Here is a 25669-nt window from a genome sequence, read left to right as displayed (position 1 = left end):
CAGCCGCCCCCTCACTCCCGGGCCCTGTACCGAAAACCCCGGCAGGCGTCAGCTGCCGGCGGTCCCGGCGGCCGGTGAGGCCTGTGCGACCACGCCGGTCTGCTCCGAGGCGGTCGGGCCGCTGCGGCGACCCGGCTGGCGCAGGAACAGCACCATCACGGCCGAGAGCAAGGCGATGCACCCGGCCAGGATGTACGCACCGGTGTAGCCCCACGCCGCGATCACGCCCGCGGCCAGACCACCGCCGCCGACACCGCCGATGAGCTTGGCGCTGTAGACGAGGCCGTAGTTGGTCGCGTTGTGGTTCTCCCCGAAGTAGTCCGGCACGAGCGCGGCGAACATCGGGTAGAACGCGCCACTGCCGAACCCGGTCAGGATCGCGAAGAACATGAACCAGAACAGGCTGTGCGTATTGCCGGACCACATCACGCCGAACTGCGCGACCGCGGCGATCACGAGCACCCAGAACAGCGTCTGCTTGCGGCCGATGCGGTCTGAGGCCCAGCCGACGAGCGCGCGGCCGGTGCCGTTCACGATGGCCAGGAGACCGGCCGACGACGCGGCCACGAACGGACCGAAGTTGCTCTGCTCGGCGAACGGCACCTGGAAGTTGATGCCGAACAACGAGACACCGCCGATCACGATCAGCGTGACCCACATCAGTGGGAGCATGCCGGTCCTGATCGCTTCCATCGGCGTGAACTGCCGGACGGCCGGTGGGTTCTTCTCGAGGCTCTTCGCGTTGCCGGTCGCCTTGCCCTTCAGCCAGGCGATCGGGTCGACCTCGGCCGGCCACCAGTTCTTCGGCGGGTCCTTGAACAGGAACCCGCAGATCCCGACGACCAGCAGCATGTAGAGGCCGATGGCGTCGAGCGTGATGGTCAGGTTCTCGTGCCCCAGGAAGGCGCTGAACAGGTAGATGAACGGCACCGAACCGTAGGCGAAGCCGCCGTTCACGAAGCCGGTGCGGGCACCGCGCTTCTCGGGGTACCACTTGCCGACCATGTTGATGCAGGTGGCGTAGACCAACCCGGCGCCGGTGCCGCCGAGCACGGAATACCCGATGAACGCGAGCACCAGGTTCCCGCTGTGCGCGATGGTGAAGTAGCCGATCCCGGAGCAAAGCGCGCCGATCAGCATGGCGGTCTTCGCCGAGACGATGTTCTTCTCGCGCAGCCGGCCGGCCGGGAACGCGACCCCGGCCTGGAACACGGCCCAGATGCTGGCCAGCCAGAACGCGTCCGACAGCGACCAGCCGTATTTGTCTTCGAGTGTGCCTTCGACGGCTCCCCAGCCGTACTCGAACACACTCACCGCCATCATGGCGACCCACGGCAGCCAGACCATGAATGCGCGTGAGCGGCCCATGATGTCTCTGGGACTCTCACCGATCCGGTACTTGCGTCCGTTGTCGTCGACGATCTCCTGGTACGTCGGTAAGGCTGCGGTCATGAGAGTTCTCTTTCGTCAACGTTGACTTCGGTTCCCTCTGAGTGGGGTGGCTCCTTGCCCCCCGCCGGGCGCGACCGCGCGCGCCCGGCGCTTCGTGCGTGTGCTCGTGTCCCCCGCTTGGCCGACGGCTAGGTGTCCGGCAAGATACGCCTCCTTCCCTCTCGCCGGAAGTGATCAGCCGAGCAGTCCGGCCGACCGCGCCCAGCGGTACTTGGCACCGAGCACCGCCACGGGCTTCTCGGTCGTGTAGGAGTAGGCGACGATCCCGTTGGCGTAGAGGTGGTCGCTCGCCTGCTCCACCTCGACATCGCCCGAGAGCGACGCCACCACCGGCTTGTGGATCCCCTTGCGGCGGAACTCCTCGACCACGTCCACCACGAGCTCGGCGAACACCATCGGCGGCGTGACGATCGTGTGCCAGTAGCCGAGAATCAAGGAGTGGATGCGCTCGTCCGAAAGGCCGAGCGCGATCGTGTTCCGGTAGGTCGACGGCGGCTCGCCACCCGTGATGTCCACCGGGTTGCCGGCCGCGCCGAACGGCGGGATGAACTTCCGGAACGCCTCGTCGAGGTCACCGGGGATCTCCATCAGCGAAAGGCCGTTGTCCACGCAGGCGTCGGACAGCAGCACACCCGAGCCGCCGGCGCCGGTGATGATCACGACGTTCTCGCCCTGCGGAGTGGGCAGCAGCGGGATACCGCGGGCGTACTCGAGCATGTCGTTGAGCCCCGGCGCCCGGATCACGCCGCTCTGGCGCAGGATGTCGTCGTAGACCTTGTCGTTGCCGGCCAGCGCGCCGGTGTGCGAGCTCGCCGCCTTGGCGCCCTGGGAGGTGCGCCCGGCCTTGAGCACGACCACCGGCTTCTTCGCCGACACGCGCTTGGCGGTCTCGGCGAACGAGCGGCCGTCCTTGAGGTCTTCGAGGTGCATCGCGACGAGCTGAGTGTTCTCGTCGTGCTCGAAGAAGGTGAGCAGGTCGTCCTCGTCGATGTCCGCCTTGTTGCCCACGCCCACGATGGACGACACACCCATGCCCGCCGAGCGGCTGAAGCCCAGGATCGCCATGCCGATGCCGCCGCTCTGCGAGGAGAGTGCGACACCGCCCTTGACGTCGTACGGCGTGCAGAACGTCGCCGACAGGTTTTCGGGTGTGTAGTAGTAGCCGTAGATGTTGGGGCCGAGGACGCGCACGCCGTGCTTGCGCGCGATCGCGACGACCTCGTTCTGCAGCTCGATGTTGCCGGTCTCGCCGAACCCGGACGGGATCAGGATCGCCCCGGCCACGCCCTTCGCCCCGGCCTCTTCCAGCGCGGCCGCCACGAACTTCGCCGGGATGGCGAACACCGCGACGTCCACGTCTCCGGGTACGTCCGAGATGCTCGCGTACGCCTTGCGGTCGAGGATCTCCGACGCCTTGGGGTTGATCGGGTAGATCTCCCCCGCGTAGCCGCCGTTGACGAGGTTCTTCATCACCGAGTTGCCGATCTTGCCGGCTTCGGCCGAAGCCCCGATCACCGCGACGGCGGCCGGCTTCATGATCCGGTTCATCGACGCGAGGATCTCCTCCTGCGTGAACCGCACCGGCTCTTTCGCGGCGTCCGGGTCGACCAGGATGCGCACGTCGACCGCGGTCGCGCCGTCGGCCGTGGCGAGCACCGGGTTGAGGTCGACCTCGGCGAGCTGCGGGAAGTCGCTGACCAGCTGCGAGAGGTTGTGGATGATGGCCGTCAGGGCCTTCTTGTCCACCGGCTCGCTGCCGCGGACGCCGTTGAGCACCTCGGCCGCGGCGATACCGTCCACCATGGACAGTGCCTCGTCCTCGCTGGTCGGGGCCAGCCGGAAGGTCACGTCCTTGAGCACCTCGACGAGTACGCCGCCGAGGCCGAAGGCCACGATCTTGCCGAAGGTCTGGTCGGTGACCGACCCGATGATGACCTCCTGCCCCGTGGTCAGCATCTGCTGCACCTGCACGCCGATGATCCTCGCCTCGGCGTTGTACGCCTTGGCGTTGGCCAGGATCGTGGCGTACCCGTCGGCCACCTGCTCGGCCGTGCGCAGGCCGACGAGCACTCCGCCGGCCTCGGTCTTGTGCAGGATGTCGGGCGACACGATCTTCAGCACCACCGGCAGGCCGATCTCCTGCGCCTGCGCCACGGCCTCGTCGGCCGAGGTCGCGAGGCGCTCCTGCGGGGTGGGGATGTCGTAGGCCTCGCAGACCGCGCGGCCTTCGGGAGCGGTGAGCGACGAACGTCCCTCGGCCGCCGCCTGTGCCAGGATCTTCTCGACCGCTTCGCGGCCGGTTCCCGTGGTCATCCAGAATCTCCTTAGATCACGCCTGCGGTGCGCAGCCGCTCGAGGTCGTCGGTCGCGTAGCCGAGCTCGCTCAGCACCTCGTCGTTGTGCTCGCCCAGCAGCGGCGAACGGCCGATGTCCACCGGGGAGTCGGACAGCTTGAGCGGGCAGCCCACGGTCTTGAACTTCCCGCGCTCGGGGTGGTCGATCTCGACCACGGAACCGAGCTCGGCCAGCGTCTCGTCCTCGATGAGCTCCTTCGTGGACAGGATCGGGCCGCACGGGATGTTGTGGGCGTTGAGCTGCTCCATGACCTCCCACTTGGTGTGGCGCTCGGTCCACTGCTCCACGAGCGCGAACACCTTGTCCAGTTTGGACAGCCGGGCTTCGGGCGTGGCCCACTCGGGGTCCTCGGCGAGCTCGGGCTGGCCCAGCAGCTCGGTGAGCGGCTGCCAGCCGACCGGCTGGATGATCACGTAGATGTAGTCGTTCGGGCCGCCGGGCGCGCACCGCACCGCCCAGCCGGGCTGGCCACCGCCGGAGGCGTTGCCCGAGCGCGGCACCTCGTCGCCGAACACCTCGTTGGGGTACTCGCCGAGCGGGCCGTGCGCCAGGCGCTGCTGGTCGCGCAGCTTGACGCGGCAGAGGTTGAGCACGGCGTCCTGCATGGCCACCTGCACCCGCTGCCCGCGGCCGGTGTTCGTGCGCTGGTAGAGCGCGGCGAGCATCGCGGCCACGAGGTGGATGCCGGTGCCGGAGTCGCCGATCTGCGCGCCGGTCGCGGTGGGCGGGCCCTCCTCGAAGCCGGTGGTGCTCATCGAGCCGCCCATGGCCTGCGCGATGACCTCGTAGGCCTTGAAGTCGGCGTAGCGGCCCGGCCCGAAGCCCTTGATTGAGGCGTAGATGAGGCCCTCGTTGATCTCCTGCAGTTTCTCCCAGGAGAAGCCGAAGCGGTCGACCACACCGGGACCGAAGTTCTCCACGAGGATGTCCACACCGGACACCAGTTTGGTGAAGATCTCCTTGCCCTCATCGCTTTTCATGTTGAGCGTGATGCTGCGCTTGTTCCCGTTCAGCATCGTGAAGTAGAGACTGTCCACTCCGGGCAGGTCCCGCAGCTGGCCGCGCGTGATGTCACCGCGGCCCGGCGTCTCCACCTTGATCACGTCCGCGCCGAGCCAGGCGAGGATCTGGGTCGACGACGGTCCTGATTGGACATGGGTCATGTCGAGGACGCGGACGCCCTCAAGTGCCTTTCCCATTTTTCCTGCCTCCCGACTACTTGTACATCGTCTGGTTCATGGTTCCGGGGGCGTACGCGTCCGGGTCGACCCAGACGTTGATCAGCGACGGCTTGCCCGACTCGCGGGCGCGCTGCAGCGCCGGCGCGATGTCCTTGGGGTCGCGGACCTCTTCGCCGTAGCCGCCGAGCATGCGGGCGAACTGGTCGTAGGGGACGTCGCCGAGGGTGTTGCCGATGCGTTCGCGCGCCAGGCCGTACTTCTGCGCCTGGCCGTAGCGGATCTGGTTCATCGACGAGTTGTTGCCGACGATCCCGACGAACGGCAGGTTGAACCGCACCAACGTCTCGAAGTCCCAGCCGGTGAGGGAGAACGCGCCGTCGCCGAAGAGCGCGACGACCTCCTTGTCCGGACGGGCGTGCTTGGCGGCCATCACGAACGGGATGCCGACGCCGAGGGTGCCGAGCGGGCCGGGGTCCATCCAGTGGCCCGGCGACTTCGGCTGCACGACCTGGCCGGAGAAGGTGACGATGTCGCCGCCGTCACCGATGTAGATCGAGTCCTCGGTGAGGAACTCGTTGATCTCGTGCACGAGCCGGTACGGGTGGATCGGGTTCGCGTCGGAGTGCTGCTGCGGCAGGCGCTTCTCCTTCGCCTTGTCCTCCACGGCGCGCAGTTCTTCCAGCCACGGCTTGCGGGCCGGCGCGCCGTTGTCGACGCGGCCCGACGCGGCCTGCGACACCCCGGCGAGGATCTGTCCCGCGTCGCCGACAAGGCCCAGGTCGATGTCACGGTTCTTGCCGACGGTCTTGTAGTCGAGGTCGATCTGCACCACCGTCGCTTCGGGCGAAAGCCGCTTGCCGTAGCCCATGCGGAAGTCGAACGGCGTCCCGACGATCACGATCACGTCGGCGTTGTCGAACGCGTACCGGCGCGAGAGCTGGAAGTGGTGCGGGTCGCCCGGCGGCAGCGTGCCGCGGCCCGCGCCGTTCATGTAGGCGGGGATGTTCAACGTGCGCACGAGTTCCGCCGCCGGCTCGGCTGCCCGGGTGGTCCAGACCTGGCTGCCCAGGAGGATCACCGGCTTCTTCGCGTGCACCAGCAGGTCGGCGAGCCGTTCGATGTCGGCCGGGTCGCCGGCGCTGCGGGTGGACGCGCGGTAGCGGCCCGCCTCGGGGATCCGCGCGGCCGACAGCGGCACGCGAGCGTCGAGCACGTCGCGCGGGATCTCCAGGAACGCCGGGCCGGGCGCGCCCGCCAGGGCTTCGCGGAACGCCATCGACACGAGGTCGGCCGCGCGGGCGGTCGAGGGCACGGTCGCGGCGAACTTGGTGATCGGGTTCATCATGTCCACGTGCGGGAGGTCCTGCAGTGAGCCCATCTTGTGCTGGCTCAGCGCGCCCTGACCGCCGATCAGCAGCATCGGGCTCTCCGCGCGCAGCGCGTTGGCCACACCCGTCACCGCGTCCGTGGTGCCCGGGCCCGCGGTGACGACCGCGCAGCCGGGCCGGCCGGTGATGCGCGCGTAGCCGTCGGCGGCGTGCGCGGCGACCTGCTCGTGGCGTACGTCGATGACATTGATGCCCTCGTCGACGCAGCCGTCGTAGATGTCGATGATGTGCCCGCCGCACAGCGTGAAGATCGTGTCGACGCCCTCTGCCTTGAGCGCCTTGGCCACCAGGTGCCCGCCGGAGATCGTGTCCGGAGCCGGCTGGCCGCCGTTCGTCGCAGGGGCGGCCCGGTCCTTGTCGACGTTCTGGCCGGTCGTGGTTGGCGCCATTGCTCAACTCCTCTGGTCTCACGCCGGACCTCTCTGATCCGGGCGCTCGTTCCGGTGCGCTCCCCGGTCTGCACTGCCGTCGGTCCACAGCCGCGGCGAAGGGCATCCCTCCAGGTCAGCGGCACCTTCACCGAAAACTGTAGATTGCATACCGTATGAGGTAGGCATTAGAATTACTCCCCGAGCGACCCGCTGTCCAGGGCCATCCGCAGGTTTGTCCGGAGGTTTTTTTCGCCGGAGCCGCTGCGGATGACGGCACGCCGGACGGCCCTTTCCTCCCCAGTCCCGTTCGCGGCCCACCCGGGCCCGCCAGGAAGGACTCAGATGGATCTCTTCGAACACGAGGCGCGCGAGCTGTTCTCCTCGCACGGCGTACCGGTCCCCCGCGGCCGCGTCGCCACGAGCCCGGAAGAAGCGCGCGCGGCCGCCGTGGTGATCGGCGGCACCGTCGTGGTGAAGGCCCAGGTGAAGACCGGCGGACGCGGCAAGGCCGGCGGCGTCAAGCTCGCGGCCACCCCTGACGACACGGAACAGGTCGCCGACGACATCCTGGGCATGGACATCAAGGGCCACACCGTGCACAAGGTGCTGGTGACCGAGGCGAGCGAGATCGCCGAGGAGTACTACGTGTCCTACCTGCTCGACCGCGCGGAGCGGACTTTCCTCGCCATGGCTTCGGTGGCCGGCGGCATGGAGATCGAGGAGGTCGCGGCAACGCGGCCCGAGGCGCTGGCCAAGGTGCCGGTCGACGCGCTCACCGGCGTGGACCGCGCCAAGGCGGCCGAGATCGTCGCCGCGGCGCAGTTCCCGGCCGAGGTGGCCGACGACATCGCCGACGCGCTGGTGCGGCTGTGGGACGTCTTCGTCGCCGAAGACGCCACCCTCGTCGAGGTCAACCCGTTGGCCCGCACTCAGGGCGGCGCGGTGATCGCCCTCGACGGCAAAGTCACGCTCGACGCCAACGCCGAGTTCCGCCACGCCGACCACGCGGCGTTCGCCGACCCGGACGCCGGCGACCCGCTGGAGCGCGAAGCCGCCGAGCAGGGGCTCAACTACGTGAAGCTCGACGGCGACATCGGCGTGATCGGCAACGGCGCCGGCCTGGTGATGTCCACATTGGACGTCGTCGCGGCCGCCGCCGCCGAGCTGGGCGCGCGAGGACCGGCGAACTTCCTCGACATCGGCGGCGGCGCGTCGGCCGGGATCATGTCGGCCGGGCTCGGCGTGATCCTCGGCGACCCCGACGTGCGCAGCGTCTTCGTGAACGTCTTCGGCGGCATCACCGCGTGCGACGCGGTGGCCGACGGCATCGTGCAGGCGCTGGGGATCCTCGGCGACCGCGCGACGAAACCGCTCGTCGTGCGCCTCGACGGCAACAACGTGGCCGAGGGCCAGCGCATCCTCGCCGAAGCCGGCCACCCGCTCGTGACCGTGGTGGAGACCATGGACGACGCCGCCCGCGAGGCGGCCAAGCTCGCGACCGTTACTGCTAGCGCGGAGGCCTGAGAAGTGGCGATCTTCCTGGACGAGAACAGCCGTGTCGTCGTGTCGGGCATGACCGGCGCCGAGGGCATGAAGCACACCAAGCGGATGCTCGCCGCGGGCACGAACGTGGTCGGCGGCGTGAACCCGCGCAAGGCGGGCCAGAAGGTGGCGGTCGGCGAGCACGAGCTGCCCGTGTTCGGCAGCGTCGCCGACGCGATGGCCGAGACCGGCGCCGACGTGGTGGTGCTGTTCGTGCCGCCGCCGTTCGTGAAGGACGCGGTCATCGAGGCCGTCGATGCCGAGATCGGCCTGGCCGTGGTCATCACCGAAGGCGTGCCGGTGCACGACTCGGCGGTGTTCTGGGCGCACGCCGTGGCCAAGGGCGGCAAGACGCGGATCATCGGCCCCAACTGCCCCGGCATCGTCTCCCCCGGCCTGTCCAACGCCGGCATCATCCCGGCCGACATCACGGGCCCCGGCCGCATCGGGCTGGTGTCGAAGTCGGGCACGCTCACCTACCAGCTCATGCACGAGCTGCGCGACATCGGCTTCTCCACCTGCGTCGGCATCGGCGGTGACCCGGTGATCGGGACCACGCACATCGACGCGGTCGAGGCCTTCGACAAGGACCCGGAGACCGACGTGATCGTGCTGATCGGCGAGATCGGCGGCGACGCCGAGGAACGCGCGGCCGCCTTCGTGAAGGCCAACGTGAGCAAGCCCGTGGTCGGTTACGTCGCCGGGTTCACCGCGCCGGAGGGCAAGACGATGGGCCACGCCGGCGCGATCGTCTCCGGCTCCGCGGGCACGGCCGTCGCGAAGAAGGCGGCGCTGGAGGCGGCGGGCATCCGCGTCGGCCGGACCCCGAGCGAGACCGCGCGGCTGGTGCGCGAGGTCCTCGCGGGAACGCCGTAACCGTGGGCGAGATCGACGCGCTGGTCGCCAACGCCGGGCGCTACCACCGCGGTCTCGACCACACCCGACTGGTGAAGCGGCCACGCCGGCGCGTGGCGGTGGTGGCGTGCATGGACGCGCGGATCAGCGTGTACCGGTTGCTGGGCCTGGAAGAGGGCGACGCGCACGTGATCCGCAACGCCGGCGGCGCCGTGACCGACGACGCGATCCGGTCCCTGGCGGTGAGCCAGCGGCTGCTGGGTACCCGGGAGATCATCCTCGTCCACCACGAGGACTGCGGCATGCGAACCTTCACGGACACGGAGTTCGCCCGCCAGGTCGAGCAGGGCACCGGGATCCGGCCGCCCTGGTCGGCCGAGGCGTTCACCGACGCCGAGCAGGACGTGCGCCAATGCCTGCGCCGCGTGCGCAGCAGTCCGTTCCTGCCGCACACCGCGTCCGTGCGAGGGTTCGTGTACGACGAGCGGACCGGGGCGATGACCGAGGTCGGCGCCGCGGGCCGGCCGGACTAGGAGGTACACCATGCACCGGGGATGGGCCGAGGCCCGCCGGATCGCCCGCGACGCGGTGAAGCCGCTCGAGGCGGTGGAACTGCCGCTGAGCGAAGCGCTGGGCCGGGCGCTGGCGAGCCCGGTCCGTGCCCTGGTGCCGATGCCGGCGTACGACAACTCGGCGATGGACGGGTACGCCGTCGCCGGGCCCGGACCCTGGACCGTGGTGGGCGCGGTCCGGGCCGGCGGCGCGCCGTACGCCGGGGTGCTGGCCCACGGCACGGCGCTCGAGATCGCCACGGGCGCCCCGGTCCCGGCCGGCACGCGGGCGGTGCTGCCGGTGGAGCACGCCGTCCACAGTGGACGCCGGGTGAGCGGCACCGTGGTGACCGGCAAGCACCTCCGCCGCCGGGGTGAGGACTGTCCCGAGGGCGAGGAGCTGCTCACCACGTCGACCACCGTGACGGCCGCGGTGCTCGGCGTGGCGGCGGCCGTCGGGCACGACACGCTGCTGGTGCACCGCCGGCCGCGCGTGTCGGTGGTCGTGACCGGCGACGAGGTGCAGACCTCCGGCCTGCCGGAGCCGGGCCGCGTGCGTGACGCGATCGGGCCGCTGCTGCCCGGCCTGCTGCGCGCCGGGGGTGCCGACGAACACGGCCTCGTCCGGCTCGCCGACCGGCCCGACGCCCTCACCGCGGCGCTGACCGACGACGACGCGGACGTGGTGGTGGTCTGCGGCGCCACCTCCCAGGGGCCGGCCGACCACCTGCGGGGCGTGCTGCGTGCGCTGCTCGCCGATGTGCGTGTGGACGGTGTCGCGGTCCGGCCCGGGCACCCGCAGCTGCTGGCGGTGCTGCCGGACGGCCGGTGTGTGGTCGGGCTGCCGGGCAACCCGTTCGCGGCGCTCGGGGCCGGGTTGACGCTGCTCATGCCGTTGCTGACCGAGCTCGGCGGGCACCGCGAGCCGGCGCCCGTCACGGCGTGGGCCGCCGAACCCCTGCCGCCACACCCGAGCGACACCCGGCTCGTACCCGTCGTGCGCTCGGGCGGCGACGTCACCCCGGTGGGCCACGACCGGCCCGGTTCGCTGTGGGGCGCGGCGCTCGCCGACGCCCTCGCCGTGGTGCCGCCGGGCTGGCGGGGCGGTGACGTCGAACTGCTGCCCCTGCCCTGACCACGAGCACCCGAGGAGGACCGCGGATGGACCTGCGGCAGCTGGAGATCGTCGTCGCGGTCGCCGAGGAGGGCGGGTTCACCGCCGCGGCGCACCGCCTGCACACCGTGCAGTCGACGGTGTCCACGGTGGTCCGCGCGCTCGAACGCGACCTCGGCACGTCGTTGTTCGAGCGCACCACCCACCGCGTCGCGCTCACGCCGGCGGGGCGGGCGTTCCTGCCCGCCGCGCGCGCCGCGTTGAAGGCGGCGGAACATGCCCGGGCGACTGTGGACGGGGCGCGCTGGAAACTCGACGGCCGCGTGCGGATCGGGGTGATGCCCGGCGCGTGGCCCGACCCGCACCGTGCCCTGGCGGCAGTGCGCCGGGAGCACCCCGGGGTGCAGGTGCAGGTCCTCCTGGTCCCGCCGCGGCAGCTGCGCTCGGCGGTGCACGAGTCCAGTGTGGACGCTCTCGTCGCCGTCGAGGACTGCGTGGCCGGTGACGGTCTGGTCAGCCGGCCGCTGCGGCGCGAGGCCATGGTGCTGGTGACTCCCGCGGGCGATCGCGGCGCCGACCGGCCGGTCACCGCCGCCGACGCGGCCGCGGCGGCGGTCGTCGACTTCGCTCCGGGCTGGGCCAACCGCGAGGCGACCGACCGCGCGTTCCACACCGCGCAGGTGCGTCGCACCGTAGCCCACGAGGTCACCGACGTCGCCGCCGCGGCGGAGCTCGTCCGCCACGACCTCGGCGCGTGCATCCTGCCCGCATCCGTGGCCGCGCGGTTCGCCGATCTCACCTCACGGCCTTTCTCCCGCGGCGGCCCGACCTGGCACATCACCGTGACCCGTCCGGCGGGTGATCCCCCGCCGGCGGTGGCGGCCGTGCTGCGGCACCTGACCTGACGCCGCAAGACCTTTCCGCGGTCCCGGGCCTGCGCCATGATGAGATGTGCTGCTACGCCAACTGGAGTACCTCGTCGCACTCGCGCGAGAACGTCACTTCGCCCCCGCCGCCGACGCCTGTCACGTCTCGCAGCCCTCGCTGTCGGCCGCGATCCGGAAGCAGGAGCACGAGCTGGGCGCGCCGATGTGCGCCGCGGCCGGCGGTTCGAGGGCCTGACGCCCGAAGGCGAGCGCGTGCTGCGGTGGGCCCACCGGATCCTCGCCGAGTGCGACGGCCTGCGCCAGGACCTCTCCACGATGCGCAGCAGTCTCTCGGGTGTCCTGCGCGTCGGCACGATCCCGACGTCGCTCACCGCCGCGACGTTGCTCACAACTCCGTTCTGCGAACGCCACCCGCACGCCCGCGTGACGCTGGAATCCCCTCCGTCGCGGGAGATCACGCGCCGGCTCGCGGAGTACGAACTGGACATCGCCCTGACCTATGTGGACGACGAGGAGCTCGGCGCCGTCCGCACCTACCCGCTCTACTAGGAGAGGAGCGCTACCTGCTCCTGACCCCGCGCGACGGTGAGCTCGCCGGGCGCGAGCGCGTCCGCTGGGCCGAGGTCGCGACGATGCCGCTCGCTCTCCAGGGCCCGCATGATCGCGTCGCGGTCGGCGATGCGGGCGCGGGCGGTGTTGATCAGGTACGTCCCGCGCTTCATCGTGGCGATGAGCTTGTCGTCGAACAGGCCCTCGGTCTCCGCGTGCAGCGGCGCGTTGATCGTCACGACGTCGCAGAGCGGCACCATGTCCGCGGCGCTCTCGTGGAACGTCACGCCCAGCTCCTGCTCGACCTCGGCCGGCAGGCGGTGCCGGTCGGTGTAGTGCAGGTGCACGTCGAACGGCTTGAGGCGGCGCAGCACCGCGGTGCCCATGCGGCCGGCAGCGACCGTGCCGACGTGCATGCCCTCGAGGTCGTAGGAGCGCGCGACGCAGTCGGCGATGTTCCAGCCGCCGTCGAGCACCGTCTGGTAGGAGGGCAGGTAGTTGCGCACCTGCGAGAGGATCATCATCACGATGTGCTCGGCGACGCTGATGCTGTTCGAGTACGTCACCTCGGCCACGGTCACGCCGCGGGCGATCGCGGAGTCGAGGTCGGTGTGGTCCGAACCGATGCCGGCGGTGATCACGAGCTTGAGGTTCTTCGCCGGTACGCCGATCCGCGACGAGTACCTCATCGTCGACGGCGGCAATCTCGCCGGCACGGGTGCGCACTCGTACTCGGCCAAGCGCTGAACCCTGCGACAATGGCCTCTTTCGCCGCGATTGCCCCGCGGCGAAAGAGGCCTTCCTCGTGCGTGGCGCCGGTGCGCAGCCTTCTGGATCTCGCTGCGGGACCTCAGCGCTCGACGAGCTGCAGCGGGTCGTGCAGGCCGAGCCGGTCGGCTCGCGTGTAGACGTTCATCGAGCTGCCACGCAGGAACCCGACGAGTGTGAGCCCGACCTCCTCGGCCAGCTCCACCGCCAGCGACGAGGGCGCGGAAACCGCCGCCAGCAACGGGATTCCCGCCATCGCCGCCTTCTGCACCAGCTCGAACGACGCCCGCCCGCTGACCATCAGCATCGTGCCGGTCAGCGGCAGCCGGCCCTCGCGCGCGGCCCAGCCCACGACCTTGTCGACCGCGTTGTGCCGCCCCACGTCCTCGCGCACGCACAGCAGCTCTCCGGCGGCGTCGAAGAGCCCGGCCGCGTGCAGGCCGCCGGTGCGGTCGAACACTTTCTGCGCCGATCGCAACGCGTCGGGCAGGCCCGTCAGCACCTCCGGACCGACGGCGAGCTGGTCGGCGGTCACCGGCCACCGCAACGTCGTGCGCACAGCGTCCAGGCTCGCCTTGCCGCAGAGGCCGCACGAGGACGTGGTGTAGAAGTTGCGTTCCATCGACGGGTCGGGCAGTGGCACGCCGGCGCGCAGCACGACGTCGACGATGTTGTAGGTGTTGGAACCGTCCACAGTGGCCCCGGCGCAGTACCGGATCCCGGCGATGTCGGCGCCCTGGCGCACGATCCCCTCGCCCACCAGGAACCCGGCGGCGAGGTCGAAGTCGCTGCCGGGCGTGCGCATGGTGATCGTGAGCGCCTTGCCGGCCACGCGGATCTCCAGCGGTTCCTCGGCGCTGAGCGTGTCCGGGCGCATCGTGAGCTCGCCGTCGACGACGCGGAACACGCGGCGTCGGCTCGTCATCCGGCCCATGGGGCCACCTCCGGGATCAGCGCGCGGGAAGCAGGGACTTGGGCCGGCCCGGCTGCGTCAGCCGTCCGGTGAGAACGGCGCCGGCCAGGCTGAAGATCCCAGCCGCGGCGAAAGCGCCGAAGTAGCCGTGCGCCGTGACCACGAGGGCGGCGAGCCCGATGCCGAGGAGCGCGCCGACGGCCTTGGCGCTGTAGAGCACACCGAAGTTCTGCAACGCCGACTCCTCGCCGAAGTACTCGCGCACCAACCCGGTCAGCAGGGTATAGCAGCAGCCGTTGCCCAGCCCGGCGAGCGCGGCGCCGAACACGAGGCCGAAGGCCTGCCGGTGCTCGCCGGAGTAGAAGAGCACGAACTGGCCGATACCGCCGGCCACCAGGGCCAGCTGCAGGATCCGGCGGCGGCCCACGCGGTCGGACAGCCACCCGAGCAGCACGCGGCCGGTGCCGGTCACGCCGGCGAGCACCGCGAGCGCGACCGCCGCGAGGCCCGTGCCGCCGCCCTGCTCGGCGACGAACGTGGCGAGATAGGCGAGGTCGAACAGCAGCACGGCGGCGGCCAGCACCACTGTGACGTACAGGGCGAAGGTCGTGCCGCAGCGCAGGAGCTCGGCCGGCCGGTAGTGGCGGACGGCGGGGCGGTTGACCGAGACGGTGCGGTTGCGGACCTTGTCCCGCGCCCACTCGCGCGGGTCCGGCGCCCCGGACGGCCACCAGTTGCGCGGCGGATAGCGCAGGAGCACGCCCGCGCCGACCACGATGACGAGCACGAGTGCCGCCGTCACGTCGAGCAGCACGCCGCGGTTGCCGAAGCTGAGACCGAAGCCGGCGACGAGCACGAAGGGGACGCTGCCGTAGGCGAAGGCGCCGCTCACCGCGCCGACTCGGGTGGCGGTGTGGTCGGGGAACCAGCGCATCACGGCGCCGACGCACGTCCCGTAGACCAGCCCCGTGCCGATGCCGCCGAGCAGCGAGTAGCCCACGAACACCACGGCCAGGCTCGACGCGTGGCCGAGCGTCACGAGCCCGATCGCGCACAGGATCCCGCCCAGCACCACCGCGAACGACGGCGAGAGCCGGCCGCGGTCGCGCAGCCACGCGGCGGGGAACACCACGCTCGACTGGGCCACCGCCCACACGGCGAGTGACACCACCACTTCGGTGAACGTCCAGCCGTGCGCGCCGGTGAGCACCGGCGCGATGGCGCCGAAGCCGTACTGCTGGAGCCCGGCCGCGAACATCGCGGCGCCGCTGAGCCAGAGCATCCAGCTCCTGGATCGGCCGAGCAGGTCCAGATCGCTTTCCCCGACCCGGTACCGGCGTCCGTAGACGTCCTTCAGTTCGCGAACCGCGGTGGTGGTCCGGTGCTCGGACATGGCGTCACCCGCTCGACTGGATGTTGTATGCAGTATGGAGTAGTCCGGTTATAGCACCCACACTGCACCCTGTCCACGGGCGTCGCCCGACGGGCGGAGCGGGCTCAGGCCCCCAGCACACGCGGCGCGGGCAGCACGGCTTCGGCCTCGATCGGTTCCCACCTGAGCAGACCATCGGTGCCTCGCCGGACGCGGCCGAACGCCTGGTCCCCGAAGTGGATGCCGAATCCGATCGCGCCGGGCCGCTCCAGCTCCTCCACGATCCGGCGACGGGCGGCGAGCACGCCCGCGGCGTCGACGTCGGGCAGCGAAGGCCAGTCGGGGTGCGTGATCTGCGCGGGAATGTGGAAGACGTCGCCGAACGCGATCACGCGCTGCTCCCCCGCCTCGATCACGTAGGAGGTGTGACCCGGGCTGTGGCCGGGTGTCACCAGCGCGTGGACACCGGGGAAGACCTCGTCGCCGTCGCCGATCACCTGGTGCGTGCCCGCCAGCGGCTCGATCACCTCGGCCCGGCCCGGCGCTCCCGGGATGAGCTCCCCGCGCCCGTGCGGCGCCCACTCCTGCGCGGCGACGAGGTAGGTGGCCGCCGGGAAGAACTTGCGGCCGTCGACGAACGCCCAGCCGGTGTGGTCCACGTGGAGGTGCGTGAACGCCACGGCCTCGATGTCCTCCGGCTTGTGGCCCAGCGCGGTGAGGGTGTCGGGCAGGGCGCCGGAATCGCTGAAGGCGACCGGTTCGCCGCCGATTTCGACCGGGTCGGTCGCGACGCCGAGCCCGGCGTCGACGAGCAGCGACCGGCCGTCGCGCTCCACGAGCAGGCCGCCCGCGGACGCCGTGACACGTCCCTTCGCGTCGAGCACCTCGGGGTGTTCGGTCCAGTAGGCGGCCGGGATGGCGGGGAAGAACGCGCCGGGCACCATGGCCAGCGCGCCGTCGACCACATAGGTGAACCGCACTCCCCCGAGTTGCAGCACCCGTACCGCCGACTGCTCGTTCAGCGCTCCCGCCATCACGCACTCCCCTCTCGGACTCCTCGAGTTGATCATGCCTCCGTCAGCGCCCGGCGAGCGAGCGGATCCCGGGCGGGAGGTGACCGAGCCCACCTCCCCCGGCCAGGAACCGGACAATCTCCTCCTGCAGGGCGCGGGCGGCGCGCGTGAGCTCGACGTCGCGGCGGAAGGCGAGCCGGACGACGCGGCTGAGGCCGGGTTCGGTGAACTGCGTCATCCGGAACCGGTCCCCCACCACGGTGCTCGGGACGACGGCCAGACCAAGACCTGCCTGCACGAGCTCGAGCACGGCGTCCATCTCACCGCCCTCGATGGCGAAGGCCGGGTCGAAGCCGGCGGCGCGGCAGGCGTTCACGGTGGCCTCGCGCAGGTCGTAGCCGCGGCGGAACATGACGAGCGGCCGGCCCTTCAGGTCCTGGATGGCGAGCCGCCCGCGCACCGGCGCCGGCTCGTGCTTCGGCGAGATCACCACGAGCTCCTCGACGAACAACGGCGTGCTTTCCAGTCGGTGATCGTCGCGGACCCGGCTGTCGACGATCATCGCGAGGTCGAGCCCGCCTTCGGAAAGGTCGGTCTGCAGGTCGCGAGAACCGCTCTCGTGCAGCACCAGCTCGATGCCGGGGTAGGTGCGCCGGAACGCCGCGAGCATCACCGGCAGCAGGCCGGTGCACAGGCTCGGCGTCGCGCCGAGGCGCACCCGGCCGCGGCCCAGTTCGTCGAGCTCGCGGATCGCCCGGTACGCCGTCTCGGTCTCGGCCAGGATGCGCCGCGCGATCGGCAGGAGCGTCTCGCCGGCCTCGGTGAGCGTGACGTTGCCGCGGACACGGTGGAACAGCGTGGCGCCGACGTCGCGTTCGAGCGCGCGGATCTGTTGTGACAGTGAGGGTTGCGCCACACGCGCCTGCTCGGCCGCGCGCGTGAAGTGCCTCGTGTCGGCCACTGCCAGGAAATATGCCAGCTGCTGGAACTGCATGGAGCTCATCATAGGCTTTGGCTCTGGGCACGAGAGGAATCATGTGTTTGCCCTCTCGTTGACGCGGACCTAACGTCGGAGCCGTGGCAAGTGAACTCGCCACCGCCCGGCGCAAACGCTCGGCGGTGCGGCTTTTCTGGGAATCGTCGATCGGCAAGAAGGTCGTGATGGCGGCGACCGGACTGCTGTTCGTGGTCTGGCTGCTCGCGCACATGGCCGGCAACCTGAAGATCTTCTTCGGGCCGGAGACCTTCGACCACTACGCGGCCTGGCTGCGCACGATCGGGGAGCCGGCGCTGCCGTACGCGTGGTTCCTGTGGGTCCAGCGCGCGGTCCTGGTGGTGGCGCTGGTGCTGCACGTCACGGCGGCGGTACAGCTGTCCAAACGCGACCGCCGCGCGCGGCCGGTCCGGTACGCGCACGGGCAGCGGCCGCGGGCGACCTTCGCCACGCACACCATGCGCTGGGGCGGCGCGACGCTCGCGGTGTACATCGTGTGGCACATCCTCGACCTCACCGTCGGGGTCGCGAACCGGGACTTCGTGGAGGGGCAGCCGTTCCACAACGTCGTCGCCGACTTCCAGGTGTGGTGGGTCAACGTGATCTACCTGGTGGCCCTGCTGATGCTCGGGCTGCACATCAACCACGGGTTCTGGAGCGCCACGCAGACGCTGGGGATCAAGAGCGCGACCAAGGACCGCACGGTCAAGACCGTCGGCACCGTCCTGGCCGTGGTCATCACCGGCGGCTTCATGATCGTGCCGATCTCCGTCATGACTGGATGGGTGAGCTGAGCATGCTCGACTACACGATCGGCGAGCCGATCACCGACACCAAGGCGCCGTCCGGACCGATCGACGAGCGGTGGAGCGCGCGGAAGTTCTCGGCGAAGCTGGTCAACCCGGCGAACCGGCGCAAGCACCGCGTGATCGTGGTCGGCACCGGCCTGGCCGGTGGATCCGCCGGGGCGACGCTGGCCGAGCAGGGTTACCACGTGGTGCAGTTCTGCTTCCAGGACTCGCCGCGGCGCGCGCACTCGGTCGCGGCCCAGGGCGGCATCAACGCGGCGAAGAACTACCGCAACGACGGCGACTCCGTGCACCGGCTGTTCTACGACACGGTCAAGGGCGGCGACTTCCGATCACGGGAGTCCAATGTGTACCGGCTGGCCGAGGTGTCGGCGCAGATCATCGACCAAGCCGTGGCGCAGGGCGTGCCGTTCGCGCGCGAGTACGGCGGGCTGCTCGACACGCGCTCGTTCGGCGGTGTGCAGGTGCAGCGGACGTTCTACGCGCGGGGCCAGACCGGGCAGCAGTTGCTCATCGGGGCCTACCAGGCGTTGTCGCGGCAGATCGACGCCGGGAACGTCGAGCTGCACCCGCGCACGGAGATGCTCGACCTGATCGTGGTCGACGGCCGGGCCCGTGGCATCGTCGCGCGCGACCTCGTCACCGGCGAGGTCACCACGCACCTGGCCGACGCCGTCGTGCTGGCCACCGGCGGGTACGGCAACGTCTTCTACCTCTCCACCAACGCCAAGGGTTCCAACGCCTCGGCGATCTGGCGGGCCCACAAGCGGGGCGCGTACTTCGCCAATCCCTGCTTCACGCAGATCCACCCGACGTGCATCCCGCGCTCCGGCGACCACCAGTCGAAGCTGACGCTGATGAGCGAGTCGCTGCGCAACGACGGCCGCATCTGGGTGCCGAAGGAGAAGCAGGACCCGCGGCCGCCGTCGGAGATCCCGGAAGACGAACGGGACTACTACCTGGAACGCCTCTACCCCAGCTTCGGCAACCTGGTCCCCCGTGACATCGCGTCGCGGGCGGCGAAGAACATCTGCGACGCCGGCTACGGCGTCGGACCCGGCGGGCTCGGGGTGTACCTGGACTTCGCCGACGCCATCCAACGGCTCGGGCGCCCGGCCGTCGAAGCCCGCTACGGCAACCTCTTCGACATGTACCAGCGCATCACCGCGGAGAACCCGTACGAGGTCCCGATGCGCATCTACCCCGCCATCCACTACACGATGGGCGGGCTGTGGGTCGACTACGACCTGCAGAGCACGATTCCCGGCATGTTCGTGATCGGTGAGGCCAACTTCTCCGACCACGGCGCCAACCGCCTCGGCGCCTCGGCGCTCATGCAGGGCCTGGCCGACGGCTACTTCGTTCTGCCGGCGACCCTCAACGACTACATCGGACAGGGCGGGTTCACCGACGTCGCCCTGGACGACCCCGCCGTCGTCGAGGCGCAGACCGGCGTCCGCGACCGCCTCGACCGGCTCCTCGCGGTGAACGGCACGCGGTCGGTGGACTCGTTCCACCGCGAGCTGGGCCTGATGATGTGGGACCACTGCGGCATGGCCCGCACCGCCGAAGGCCTGCGCAAGGCCCTCGAACGCGTCCCGGAACTGCGAGCCGAGTTCTGGCGCGACGTCCGCATCCCCGGCACCGGCGAGGAGCTCAACCAGGAGCTGGAGAAGGCCGCGCGCGTCGCCGACTTCCTCGAGCTCGCCGAGCTCCTGCTGCTCGACGCCCTCGTGCGCGAGGAGTCCTGCGGCGGGCACTTCCGGGAGGAACACCAGACTCCCGAGGGCGAGGCCGCCCGCGACGACGAGAACTTCTCGCATGTCTCGGCCTGGGAGTTCGGCGAGAAACCCGTGCTGCACAAGGAACCCCTGAACTTCGACTACGTCCACCCGACCCAGCGGAGCTACACGTGAAACTCACCGTGCGTGTCTGGCGCCAGTCCGGCCCCGACACCGAAGGACGGCTCGTCGACTACGCGATCGACGGCATCAGCACCGACATGTCCTTCCTCGAAATGCTCGACACGCTCAACCAGCAGCTCATCGAGGCGGGCGAACAGCCGGTCGCGTTCGACCACGACTGCCGTGAAGGCATCTGCGGCTCCTGCGGTGTCGTCATCAACGGCCAGGCCCACGGGCCGGAGACGACCACGACGTGCCAGCTGCACATGCGCGCGTTCTCCGACGGCGACGTGATCGACGTCGAACCGTGGCGCGCCAAGGGTTTCCCCGTGATCAAGGACCTCGTCGTCGACCGCTCGGCGTTCGACCGCATCATCCAGGCCGGCGGCTACATCACCGCCCCGACCGGTGCGGCCCCCGACGCCCACGCGACGCCGGTGCCCAAGCCCGACGCCGACCTCGCCTTCGACAACGCCACCTGCATCGGCTGCGGCGCCTGCGTCGCGGCTTGCCCCAACGGCTCGGCAATGCTCTTCACCGCCGCGAAGGTCAGCCACCTCAACTCCCTGCCGCAGGGCCAGCCCGAACGCGCGCAGCGAGTGCTGGACATGGTCGACACCATGGACGCCGAAGGCTTCGGCGGCTGCACCAACAGCGGCGAGTGCACGCTGGCCTGCCCCAAGGGCATCCCGCTGACGAGCATCACCACGCTCAACCGCGAGTTCCTCAAGGCGGCGCGCAAAGCCGGCAAGTGACCTGCTCGGCGGTCCTACTCAGCGAAGACGCGGCGTAGCCAGTTGGCCCGGCTCGCCCGCGCCTCGCGGGACATCGGGGCGTGCGGGACGACCTCGTCGAAGCCGTGACACCCGCCCGGCCACACGTGCAGCTCCGCCTGCCCGCCCGACTGCCACAGGCGTGAGGCGTAGGCGACGGCCTCGTCGCGGAAGGTCTCGACCGAGCCGACCTCGATGAACGCGGGTGGCAGGTCCGAGAGATCGGCGGCGCGGGCGGGCGCGGCGTACGGGGAGACATCCGGACCACCGGCGGCGGTACCCAGGAGCGCGGACCAGCCGGTGGCGTTGGAGACGCTGTCCCACACGCCTTCACCGACCAGTTCGGTGCTCGACGGCGTGCTCGCGCGGTCGTCGATCATCGGGCACACCAGCAGCTGCCCCCGCAGGGGCGGGCCGCCGCGGTCGCGCGCCATCAGCGCGGTGGCGGCCGCGAGCCCGCCGCCGGCGCTGCCGCCCGCCACCACGAGCCGGGCGGGGTCGATGCCCAGCTCGGCGAGGTGCTCGCCGACCCACGTCAGACCGGCGTAGCAGTCCTCGACGGGCGCGGGGTGCGGGTGCTCCGGCGCGAGGCGGTAGTCGACGCTCACCACGACCATCGGGATCTCCGCCAGCCAGCCGAGCAGCCAGTCGGCGCCCGTGCGGTTGTTGCCGGCCATCATGCCGCCGCCGTGCATGAAGTACACGCCCGGCAACGGCACGGTGGGGTCGCTGCCCTTCGGCCGCAGCACCAGCAGCGGAACGCCGGCGTCGACTTCCTCCACGTCGGCGTGCTCGCCGATCTCGCCCACGGTCATCGTGTGCCCGGCCGCCGTCAGCTCACGCAGCCCGCCCACGAGTTCCGGCGTCACCGACGACGGCAGCGCCTCGTTCACCGCCACCAGCGCCGCCGCGATCTCGGGGTCGAACGGTGGGTGCACCCTCTGCATGCCGCCTGCTCCTCTCGGGACGTCGACCCCCGACGCTAGGGCCCGAGCCCGCCCCGGTGAACCCGGCACGCGGCGGCCGTTGCCCGCCACGCGGCGGTCAGCGACTCCGGCGGAACCGGCGCAGCACCAACGCCACCGTGAGCCGGGTCCGCCCGGCCGGGGAGGCGAGGCCGTAGCCCAGCGCCTGCGCGAGCAGGTCGACGCGGCTCTGCAACGTCGAGTGGTGCACGTGGAGCGCTGCCGCGGCCGCCCGCAGGCTGGGCTCCGCCGCGACCGCGGTCAGGGTGGCGAGCGCCCACGGGTGCGCGGCGAGGACGCGTTCGAGGTGCGTCACGTCCGCCGCGGCCGCCGGCGAGTCGCACCCGTCGGCGAGCGCCAGCAACCCACCCACCTCGGCGGCGTCCACATGGGACGGCCCCGGTTCGTCGACGGCGGTGAGCCGCAGCGCGAGAACCGCCTGCCCGTAGGACACCGGCAGATCCCGCAAGGCGACCGCCGGTCCCGACGCCGACCGCACCGCCGGGCCGGCCCTCGCAGGTGATCCGGCCGGGTCGATCGTCACCACCAAGCCGCCGAGCCGGGCCGCACCGGGCGGGTGCGGGCCGCCCGCGCAGACCGTGACGACGAAGGAGCCCTCCGGCGACAACCCGAGCCGCCGGGCCGCGGCCAGCCGGGCGGCTTCGTCGGCGGTGGCGTCCACCAGCAGCTCCACCGCCGCCGGGTCACCTGACGGGAACCCGGCACCCGTGCGGTCGAGCACGATCCCGACCGTCGCGGCGAGCCGGTCCACGAGCACGCGGTCGAACTCCGCCCGGCCCGGCTCGTCAGCCATGCGTTCCACCCACACGAGCGCGCCCGCGTAGCCCGGCAGCGGCACCGAAAGCCCGGCGACCTCGCCGTCCACACGCCGGCCGTCCGGTTCCACTCGGACGCGCAAACGGCGACCCGGAGCGACGAGACCCGCGGCGCAGCCGGCGAGCACGGCCGCGGCCCGCACCGTCGCCTCGAGACCGGCGCGGGCTTCCACGAGGGCGTCGAAGTGGGCGACCACCTGCAGGGCGGCCCCGGCTCCGGGGTCGATCGCCCGCATGCGCCCGGCCAGCTCACGCAACGTCGGTCACCTCCACGGCGCCCAGCGTACGGGCCGCCGCCGGCTCAGAAGCCCGGCGCGTTGCGCAGGTTGGTGCGCGCGAGCTCGATCATCTTGCCCACGCCGCCGTTGAGCACCGTCTTGCTCGCCCCGAGCGCGAAGCCGCGGACCTGCGCGCCGGTGATGTGCGGCGGGATCGACAGCGCGTTGGGATCGGTCACGAGTTCGACCACGGCCGGTCCGGGGTGGACGAACGCCTTCGCCAGCGCCTCCCGCACATCGCGCGGGTCTTCGACGCGCGTCGCGTGGATACCGCACGCCTCGGCGATCGCGGCGAAGTTCACGGGTGCCTGGTCGGTGCCGAAGTCGGGCAGGCCGTCCACGAGCATCTCGAGCTTCACCATGCCGAGCGTGGCGTTGTTGAACACCACCACCTTCACCGGGATGTCGTAGGCCGACAGCGTGAGCAGGTCACCCATCAGCATCGCGAGGCCGCCGTCGCCCGAGAGCGACACGACCTGGCGGCCCGGCTGGGCGAACTGGGCGCCGATCGCGTGCGGCAGCGCGTTGGCCATGCTGCCGTGGCGGAAGGAGCCGAGCACGCGACGGCGGCCGTTGGGCGTCAGGTAGCGCGCGGCCCACACGTTGCCCATGCCGGTGTCCACGGTGAACACCGCGTCGTCGTCGGCCACCTCGTCGAGGACCGCGGCGGCGAACTCCGGGTGGATGGGCCGGCGGTGCTCGATCTTCGTGGTGTAGGCCGAAACCACCTTCTCCAGCTTCCGCACGTGCTCGCGCAACATCCGGTCGAGGTAGGTGCGATCGGTCCGTTGGCGCAGCAGCGGCAGCACGGCCTCGATCGTCGCCTTCACGTCACCGTGGACCGCCAGCTCCAGCGGAGTGCGGCGGCCCAGGCGCGCGACGTCGGTGTCGACCTGGATCGTGCGGGCTTGCGGGAGGAAGTTGTCGTACGGGAAGTCCGTGCCCAGCAATACGATCCGGTCGGCCGCGTGCATCGCGTCGTAGCAGGCGCCGTAGCCGAGCAGGCCGCTCATACCGACGTCGAACGGGTTGTCGTACTGGATCCACTCCTTGCCGCCGAGCGAATGGCCGACCGGAGCGTTGAGCCGCTCGGCCAGGGCCAGCACCTCGTCGTGCGCGCCGCGGGTCCCGGCGCCGGCGAAGAGCATCACCTTCTCGCCGGAGTCGAGCAGGCGCGCCAGCTCCTCGATCGTCGCGGCCGGCGGCACGACGGGCGACGGCGTGACGAGCTGGACCTTTTCCGCACCCGGCTTCGCGGGCTTGCGGTCGGCGATGTCGCCCGGGATGGTCAGCACCGACACGCCGCTCTTGCCGACGGCCGTCTGCATCGCGATCCGCAACATCCGCGGCATCTGCTCCGGCTGGGACACGAGCTCGCTGTAGTAGCTGCACTCGGTGAACAACTGCTCCGGGTGCGTCTCCTGGAAGAACCCCGTGCCGATCTGCGCCGACGGGATGTGCGACGCGATCGCCAGCACCGGCGCGCCGCTGCGGTGGGCGTCGAAAAGCCCGTTGATCAGGTGCAGGTTGCCCGGGCCGCAACTGCCCGCGCACACGGCGAGCTTTCCCGTCACCTGGGCTTCGGCCGCGGCCGCGAACGCCGCCGCTTCTTCGTGGCGCACGTGGACCCACTCGATGCCGTCGGTGCGGCGCACCGCGTCGACGATCGGGTTCAGGCTGTCGCCGACGATGCCGTAGATCCGTTCAACACCGGCATCGCGCAGGGTCCGCACGAGCTGTTCGGCCACAGTGGCCATGAGCCACGCTCCTCTCTCGGAAAACCTGCCTCCAGCATGTGCTGCCTGCCGGTATGCGTCCAATGCCTCTTTCTCCTCGATTCCATGCCGTGGCAGTATGGATGGCATGGATCTGCACGTGCTGCGACTCTTCCGGGAGGTGGCCCGCGGGGCGACGGTGACCGACACGGCGGCCCGCGCGCGGCTCACCCAGCCCGCGCTTTCCCGTGCGCTGCACCGGATCGAGCGCGAGGCCGGCGCCGCCCTGTTCCAGCGTTCGGGCCGCGCGCTGCGGCTCACGCCCGCGGGCCACGCCTTCGCGACCCACGTCGACGCGATCCTGGAGCGCTACGACGAGGGTCTGCGCGCCGTCGCCGAAGCCGTCGATCCCGAGTCCGGCGTGATTCCGCTGGCGTTCCTGCACACGTTCGGCACCTGGCTCGTGCCGCCGGTGGTGAGCAGCTACCGCGCCGCGCACCCCAGGGCACGGTTCGAGCTGCGTCAGCACGGCGAGGAAGGCCTGGCGCGCGAACTGCTCGACGGCACGGCGGACCTCGTGCTCACCAGCGGCGACCCGGGTGACCCGCTGATCCACTGGGTCCGGCTGCTGGAGGAACCGCTGCTGCTGGCCGTGCCGCCGAAACACCGCCTCGCACGCCGCAAGCAGGCCCGCCTGGCCGACGTCGCCGAGGAGTCGTTCATCCTGCTGCGCCGGGGATACGCGCTGCGCGAGACCACCGAACAGCTGTGCGCGCAGGCCGGGTTCACGCCGCGCGTCGGGTTCGAGGGCGAGGAGGTGGAGACCCTGCGCGGGCTCGTCGCGGCGGGGCTCGGCGTGTCCCTGCTGCCGCTCCCCCACACCGCGACCTTCCCGCCCGCGGCGACCGCGCCGACGACCCCGCACCTGCGCGTCACGGACGTACCCGCGGCAAGAGACATCGGTCTGGCCCAGCTCGCCGGACGGGTGCTCCCGCCGGCGAGCGAGACGTTCCGCAAGCACGTGCTCGCCACGGCGCCACGCGCGTTGCCGACCTGAACGCGTTGCCGAGCAAGAAAAATCCCC

Annotated in this window: 23 protein-coding genes; 11 read left to right on the top strand and 12 right to left on the bottom strand. The window is 71.1% G+C overall.

Annotated elements, in window-relative coordinates; genetic code table 11:
* Positions 1 to 48: 48 nt before the first annotated feature.
* From AB0383_RS10140 to AB0383_RS10125, 4 genes are all read right to left on the bottom strand, one after another.
* Positions 49 to 1452, bottom strand: coding sequence for an OFA family MFS transporter (locus tag AB0383_RS10140; protein WP_364177900.1), 1404 nt, complete (start codon positions 1450 to 1452; stop codon positions 49 to 51).
* Between the two features lie 174 nt (positions 1453 to 1626).
* Positions 1627 to 3765, bottom strand: a complete 2139-nt coding sequence (locus AB0383_RS10135; protein ID WP_366186451.1) for an acetate--CoA ligase family protein — start codon at positions 3763 to 3765, stop codon at positions 1627 to 1629.
* An 11-nt stretch (positions 3766 to 3776) separates the two neighbouring features.
* A complete protein-coding gene (gene frc / locus AB0383_RS10130; RefSeq protein ID WP_366186449.1) occupies positions 3777 to 5006 on the bottom strand; it encodes a formyl-CoA transferase in 1230 nt (409 codons plus the stop codon).
* Between the two features lie 16 nt (positions 5007 to 5022).
* Positions 5023 to 6765, bottom strand: a complete 1743-nt coding sequence (locus tag AB0383_RS10125) for a thiamine pyrophosphate-binding protein (protein ID WP_364177908.1) — start codon at positions 6763 to 6765, stop codon at positions 5023 to 5025.
* A 324-nt stretch (positions 6766 to 7089) separates the two neighbouring features.
* On the opposite strand from AB0383_RS10125, the gene sucC reads away from it, so the two are divergent.
* The 7 genes from sucC to AB0383_RS10090 are packed head-to-tail and all read left to right on the top strand — an operon-like array spanning position 7090 to position 12245.
* Positions 7090 to 8271, top strand: a complete 1182-nt coding sequence (gene sucC, locus AB0383_RS10120; protein WP_366186447.1) for an ADP-forming succinate--CoA ligase subunit beta — start codon at positions 7090 to 7092, stop codon at positions 8269 to 8271.
* A 3-nt stretch (positions 8272 to 8274) separates the two neighbouring features.
* Positions 8275 to 9165 carry a succinate--CoA ligase subunit alpha gene (sucD, locus tag AB0383_RS10115; protein WP_364177914.1) on the top strand — a complete coding sequence of 297 codons (891 nt, stop codon included), beginning with the start codon at positions 8275 to 8277 and terminating at the stop codon, positions 9163 to 9165.
* A gap of 2 nt (positions 9166 to 9167) precedes the next feature.
* Positions 9168 to 9677: a carbonic anhydrase gene (locus AB0383_RS10110; protein WP_304504299.1), complete on the top strand. Its 510-nt coding sequence runs from the start codon at positions 9168 to 9170 to the stop codon at positions 9675 to 9677.
* 10 nt (positions 9678 to 9687) lie between these two features.
* Positions 9688 to 10830, top strand: a complete 1143-nt coding sequence (locus tag AB0383_RS10105) for a molybdopterin molybdotransferase MoeA (protein WP_366186444.1) — start codon at positions 9688 to 9690, stop codon at positions 10828 to 10830.
* 26 nt (positions 10831 to 10856) lie between these two features.
* Complete coding sequence (locus AB0383_RS10100) at positions 10857 to 11714, top strand: LysR family transcriptional regulator (RefSeq protein ID WP_364177920.1); 858 nt, start codon at positions 10857 to 10859, stop codon at positions 11712 to 11714.
* Between the two features lie 46 nt (positions 11715 to 11760).
* Positions 11761 to 11931, top strand: coding sequence for a LysR family transcriptional regulator (locus AB0383_RS10095; protein WP_364177923.1), 171 nt, complete (start codon positions 11761 to 11763; stop codon positions 11929 to 11931).
* A 17-nt stretch (positions 11932 to 11948) separates the two neighbouring features.
* Positions 11949 to 12245, top strand: coding sequence for a LysR substrate-binding domain-containing protein (locus AB0383_RS10090; protein ID WP_364177926.1), 297 nt, complete (start codon positions 11949 to 11951; stop codon positions 12243 to 12245).
* On the opposite strand, the gene AB0383_RS10085 is transcribed toward AB0383_RS10090, so the two are convergent.
* From AB0383_RS10085 to AB0383_RS10065, 5 genes are all read right to left on the bottom strand, one after another.
* Positions 12242 to 12886, bottom strand: coding sequence for an NAD(P)-dependent oxidoreductase (locus tag AB0383_RS10085; RefSeq protein WP_364177929.1), 645 nt, complete (start codon positions 12884 to 12886; stop codon positions 12242 to 12244). The genes AB0383_RS10090 and AB0383_RS10085 overlap by 4 nt on opposite strands.
* Before the next feature lie 209 nt (positions 12887 to 13095).
* Positions 13096 to 13947, bottom strand: coding sequence for a formate dehydrogenase accessory sulfurtransferase FdhD (gene fdhD, locus AB0383_RS10080; RefSeq protein WP_364177931.1), 852 nt, complete (start codon positions 13945 to 13947; stop codon positions 13096 to 13098).
* Between the two features lie 16 nt (positions 13948 to 13963).
* A complete protein-coding gene (locus AB0383_RS10075) occupies positions 13964 to 15319 on the bottom strand; it encodes an OFA family MFS transporter (protein WP_366186441.1) in 1356 nt (451 codons plus the stop codon).
* 104 nt (positions 15320 to 15423) lie between these two features.
* Positions 15424 to 16332: an MBL fold metallo-hydrolase gene (locus AB0383_RS10070; protein ID WP_366186439.1), complete on the bottom strand. Its 909-nt coding sequence runs from the start codon at positions 16330 to 16332 to the stop codon at positions 15424 to 15426.
* Positions 16333 to 16375: 43 nt separating this feature from the next.
* A complete protein-coding gene (locus tag AB0383_RS10065) occupies positions 16376 to 17305 on the bottom strand; it encodes a LysR substrate-binding domain-containing protein (protein ID WP_364177940.1) in 930 nt (309 codons plus the stop codon).
* Positions 17306 to 17388: 83 nt separating this feature from the next.
* Between AB0383_RS10065 and AB0383_RS10060 the strand changes: the two genes are divergently transcribed.
* Genes AB0383_RS10060 through AB0383_RS10050 form a run of 3 tightly spaced genes read left to right on the top strand, consistent with a single transcriptional unit; the run spans position 17389 to position 20773 of the window.
* On the top strand, positions 17389 to 18099 hold the full coding sequence (locus AB0383_RS10060; protein WP_364177943.1) for a succinate dehydrogenase cytochrome b subunit: 711 nt from the start codon (positions 17389 to 17391) through the stop codon (positions 18097 to 18099).
* Between the two features lie 2 nt (positions 18100 to 18101).
* Positions 18102 to 20030 (top strand): fumarate reductase/succinate dehydrogenase flavoprotein subunit, encoded by a 1929-nt coding sequence (locus AB0383_RS10055; protein ID WP_366186539.1) that lies wholly within the window; start codon positions 18102 to 18104, stop codon positions 20028 to 20030.
* Positions 20027 to 20773 (top strand): succinate dehydrogenase/fumarate reductase iron-sulfur subunit, encoded by a 747-nt coding sequence (locus tag AB0383_RS10050; RefSeq protein WP_364177946.1) that lies wholly within the window; start codon positions 20027 to 20029, stop codon positions 20771 to 20773. Before AB0383_RS10055 ends, AB0383_RS10050 begins: the two co-directional genes overlap by 4 nt.
* Positions 20774 to 20787: 14 nt before the next feature.
* Here the strand turns inward: AB0383_RS10050 and AB0383_RS10045 are convergent, their stop codons facing one another.
* The 3 genes from AB0383_RS10045 to AB0383_RS10035 all read right to left on the bottom strand — a co-directional run bounded on the left by AB0383_RS10045 (position 20788) and on the right by AB0383_RS10035 (position 24627).
* Entirely contained in the window at positions 20788 to 21738 is a 951-nt protein-coding gene (locus tag AB0383_RS10045) for an alpha/beta hydrolase (protein WP_366186436.1), read from the bottom strand.
* A 97-nt stretch (positions 21739 to 21835) separates the two neighbouring features.
* Positions 21836 to 22849 (bottom strand): helix-turn-helix domain-containing protein, encoded by a 1014-nt coding sequence (locus AB0383_RS10040; protein WP_366186434.1) that lies wholly within the window; start codon positions 22847 to 22849, stop codon positions 21836 to 21838.
* A gap of 44 nt (positions 22850 to 22893) precedes the next feature.
* A complete protein-coding gene (locus AB0383_RS10035; protein ID WP_366186432.1) occupies positions 22894 to 24627 on the bottom strand; it encodes a pyruvate dehydrogenase in 1734 nt (577 codons plus the stop codon).
* Positions 24628 to 24733: 106 nt separating this feature from the next.
* Between AB0383_RS10035 and AB0383_RS10030 the strand changes: the two genes are divergently transcribed.
* Positions 24734 to 25642 carry a LysR family transcriptional regulator gene (locus tag AB0383_RS10030; RefSeq protein WP_366186430.1) on the top strand — a complete coding sequence of 303 codons (909 nt, stop codon included), beginning with the start codon at positions 24734 to 24736 and terminating at the stop codon, positions 25640 to 25642.
* Positions 25643 to 25669 lie beyond the last annotated feature (27 nt).

It is taken from the genome of Amycolatopsis sp. NPDC051373 (genome assembly GCF_040689465.1).
Lineage (GTDB): Bacteria > Actinomycetota > Actinomycetes > Mycobacteriales > Pseudonocardiaceae > Amycolatopsis.
This window is presented reverse-complemented; position numbering and strand designations above follow the sequence as displayed.

Excerpts from the sequence above, each read along its gene's own strand:
- AB0383_RS10140 (WP_364177900.1), bottom strand. The coding sequence starts at position 1,452 with ATGACCGCAGCCTTACCGACGTACCAGGAGATCGTCGACGACAACGGA.
- AB0383_RS10135 (WP_366186451.1), bottom strand. The coding sequence starts at position 3,765 with ATGACCACGGGAACCGGCCGCGAAGCGGTCGAGAAGATCCTGGCACAG.
- frc (WP_366186449.1), bottom strand. The coding sequence starts at position 5,006 with ATGGGAAAGGCACTTGAGGGCGTCCGCGTCCTCGACATGACCCATGTC.
- AB0383_RS10125 (WP_364177908.1), bottom strand. The coding sequence starts at position 6,765 with ATGGCGCCAACCACGACCGGCCAGAACGTCGACAAGGACCGGGCCGCC.
- sucC (WP_366186447.1), top strand. The coding sequence starts at position 7,090 with ATGGATCTCTTCGAACACGAGGCGCGCGAGCTGTTCTCCTCGCACGGC.
- AB0383_RS10105 (WP_366186444.1), top strand. The coding sequence starts at position 9,688 with ATGCACCGGGGATGGGCCGAGGCCCGCCGGATCGCCCGCGACGCGGTG.
- AB0383_RS10100 (WP_364177920.1), top strand. The coding sequence starts at position 10,857 with ATGGACCTGCGGCAGCTGGAGATCGTCGTCGCGGTCGCCGAGGAGGGC.
- fdhD (WP_364177931.1), bottom strand. The coding sequence starts at position 13,947 with ATGGGCCGGATGACGAGCCGACGCCGCGTGTTCCGCGTCGTCGACGGC.
- AB0383_RS10075 (WP_366186441.1), bottom strand. The coding sequence starts at position 15,319 with ATGTCCGAGCACCGGACCACCACCGCGGTTCGCGAACTGAAGGACGTC.
- AB0383_RS10070 (WP_366186439.1), bottom strand. The coding sequence starts at position 16,332 with ATGGCGGGAGCGCTGAACGAGCAGTCGGCGGTACGGGTGCTGCAACTC.
- AB0383_RS10065 (WP_364177940.1), bottom strand. The coding sequence starts at position 17,305 with ATGCAGTTCCAGCAGCTGGCATATTTCCTGGCAGTGGCCGACACGAGG.
- AB0383_RS10055 (WP_366186539.1), top strand. The coding sequence starts at position 18,102 with ATGCTCGACTACACGATCGGCGAGCCGATCACCGACACCAAGGCGCCG.
- AB0383_RS10045 (WP_366186436.1), bottom strand. The coding sequence starts at position 21,738 with ATGCAGAGGGTGCACCCACCGTTCGACCCCGAGATCGCGGCGGCGCTG.
- AB0383_RS10035 (WP_366186432.1), bottom strand. The coding sequence starts at position 24,627 with ATGGCCACTGTGGCCGAACAGCTCGTGCGGACCCTGCGCGATGCCGGT.
- AB0383_RS10030 (WP_366186430.1), top strand. The coding sequence starts at position 24,734 with ATGGATCTGCACGTGCTGCGACTCTTCCGGGAGGTGGCCCGCGGGGCG.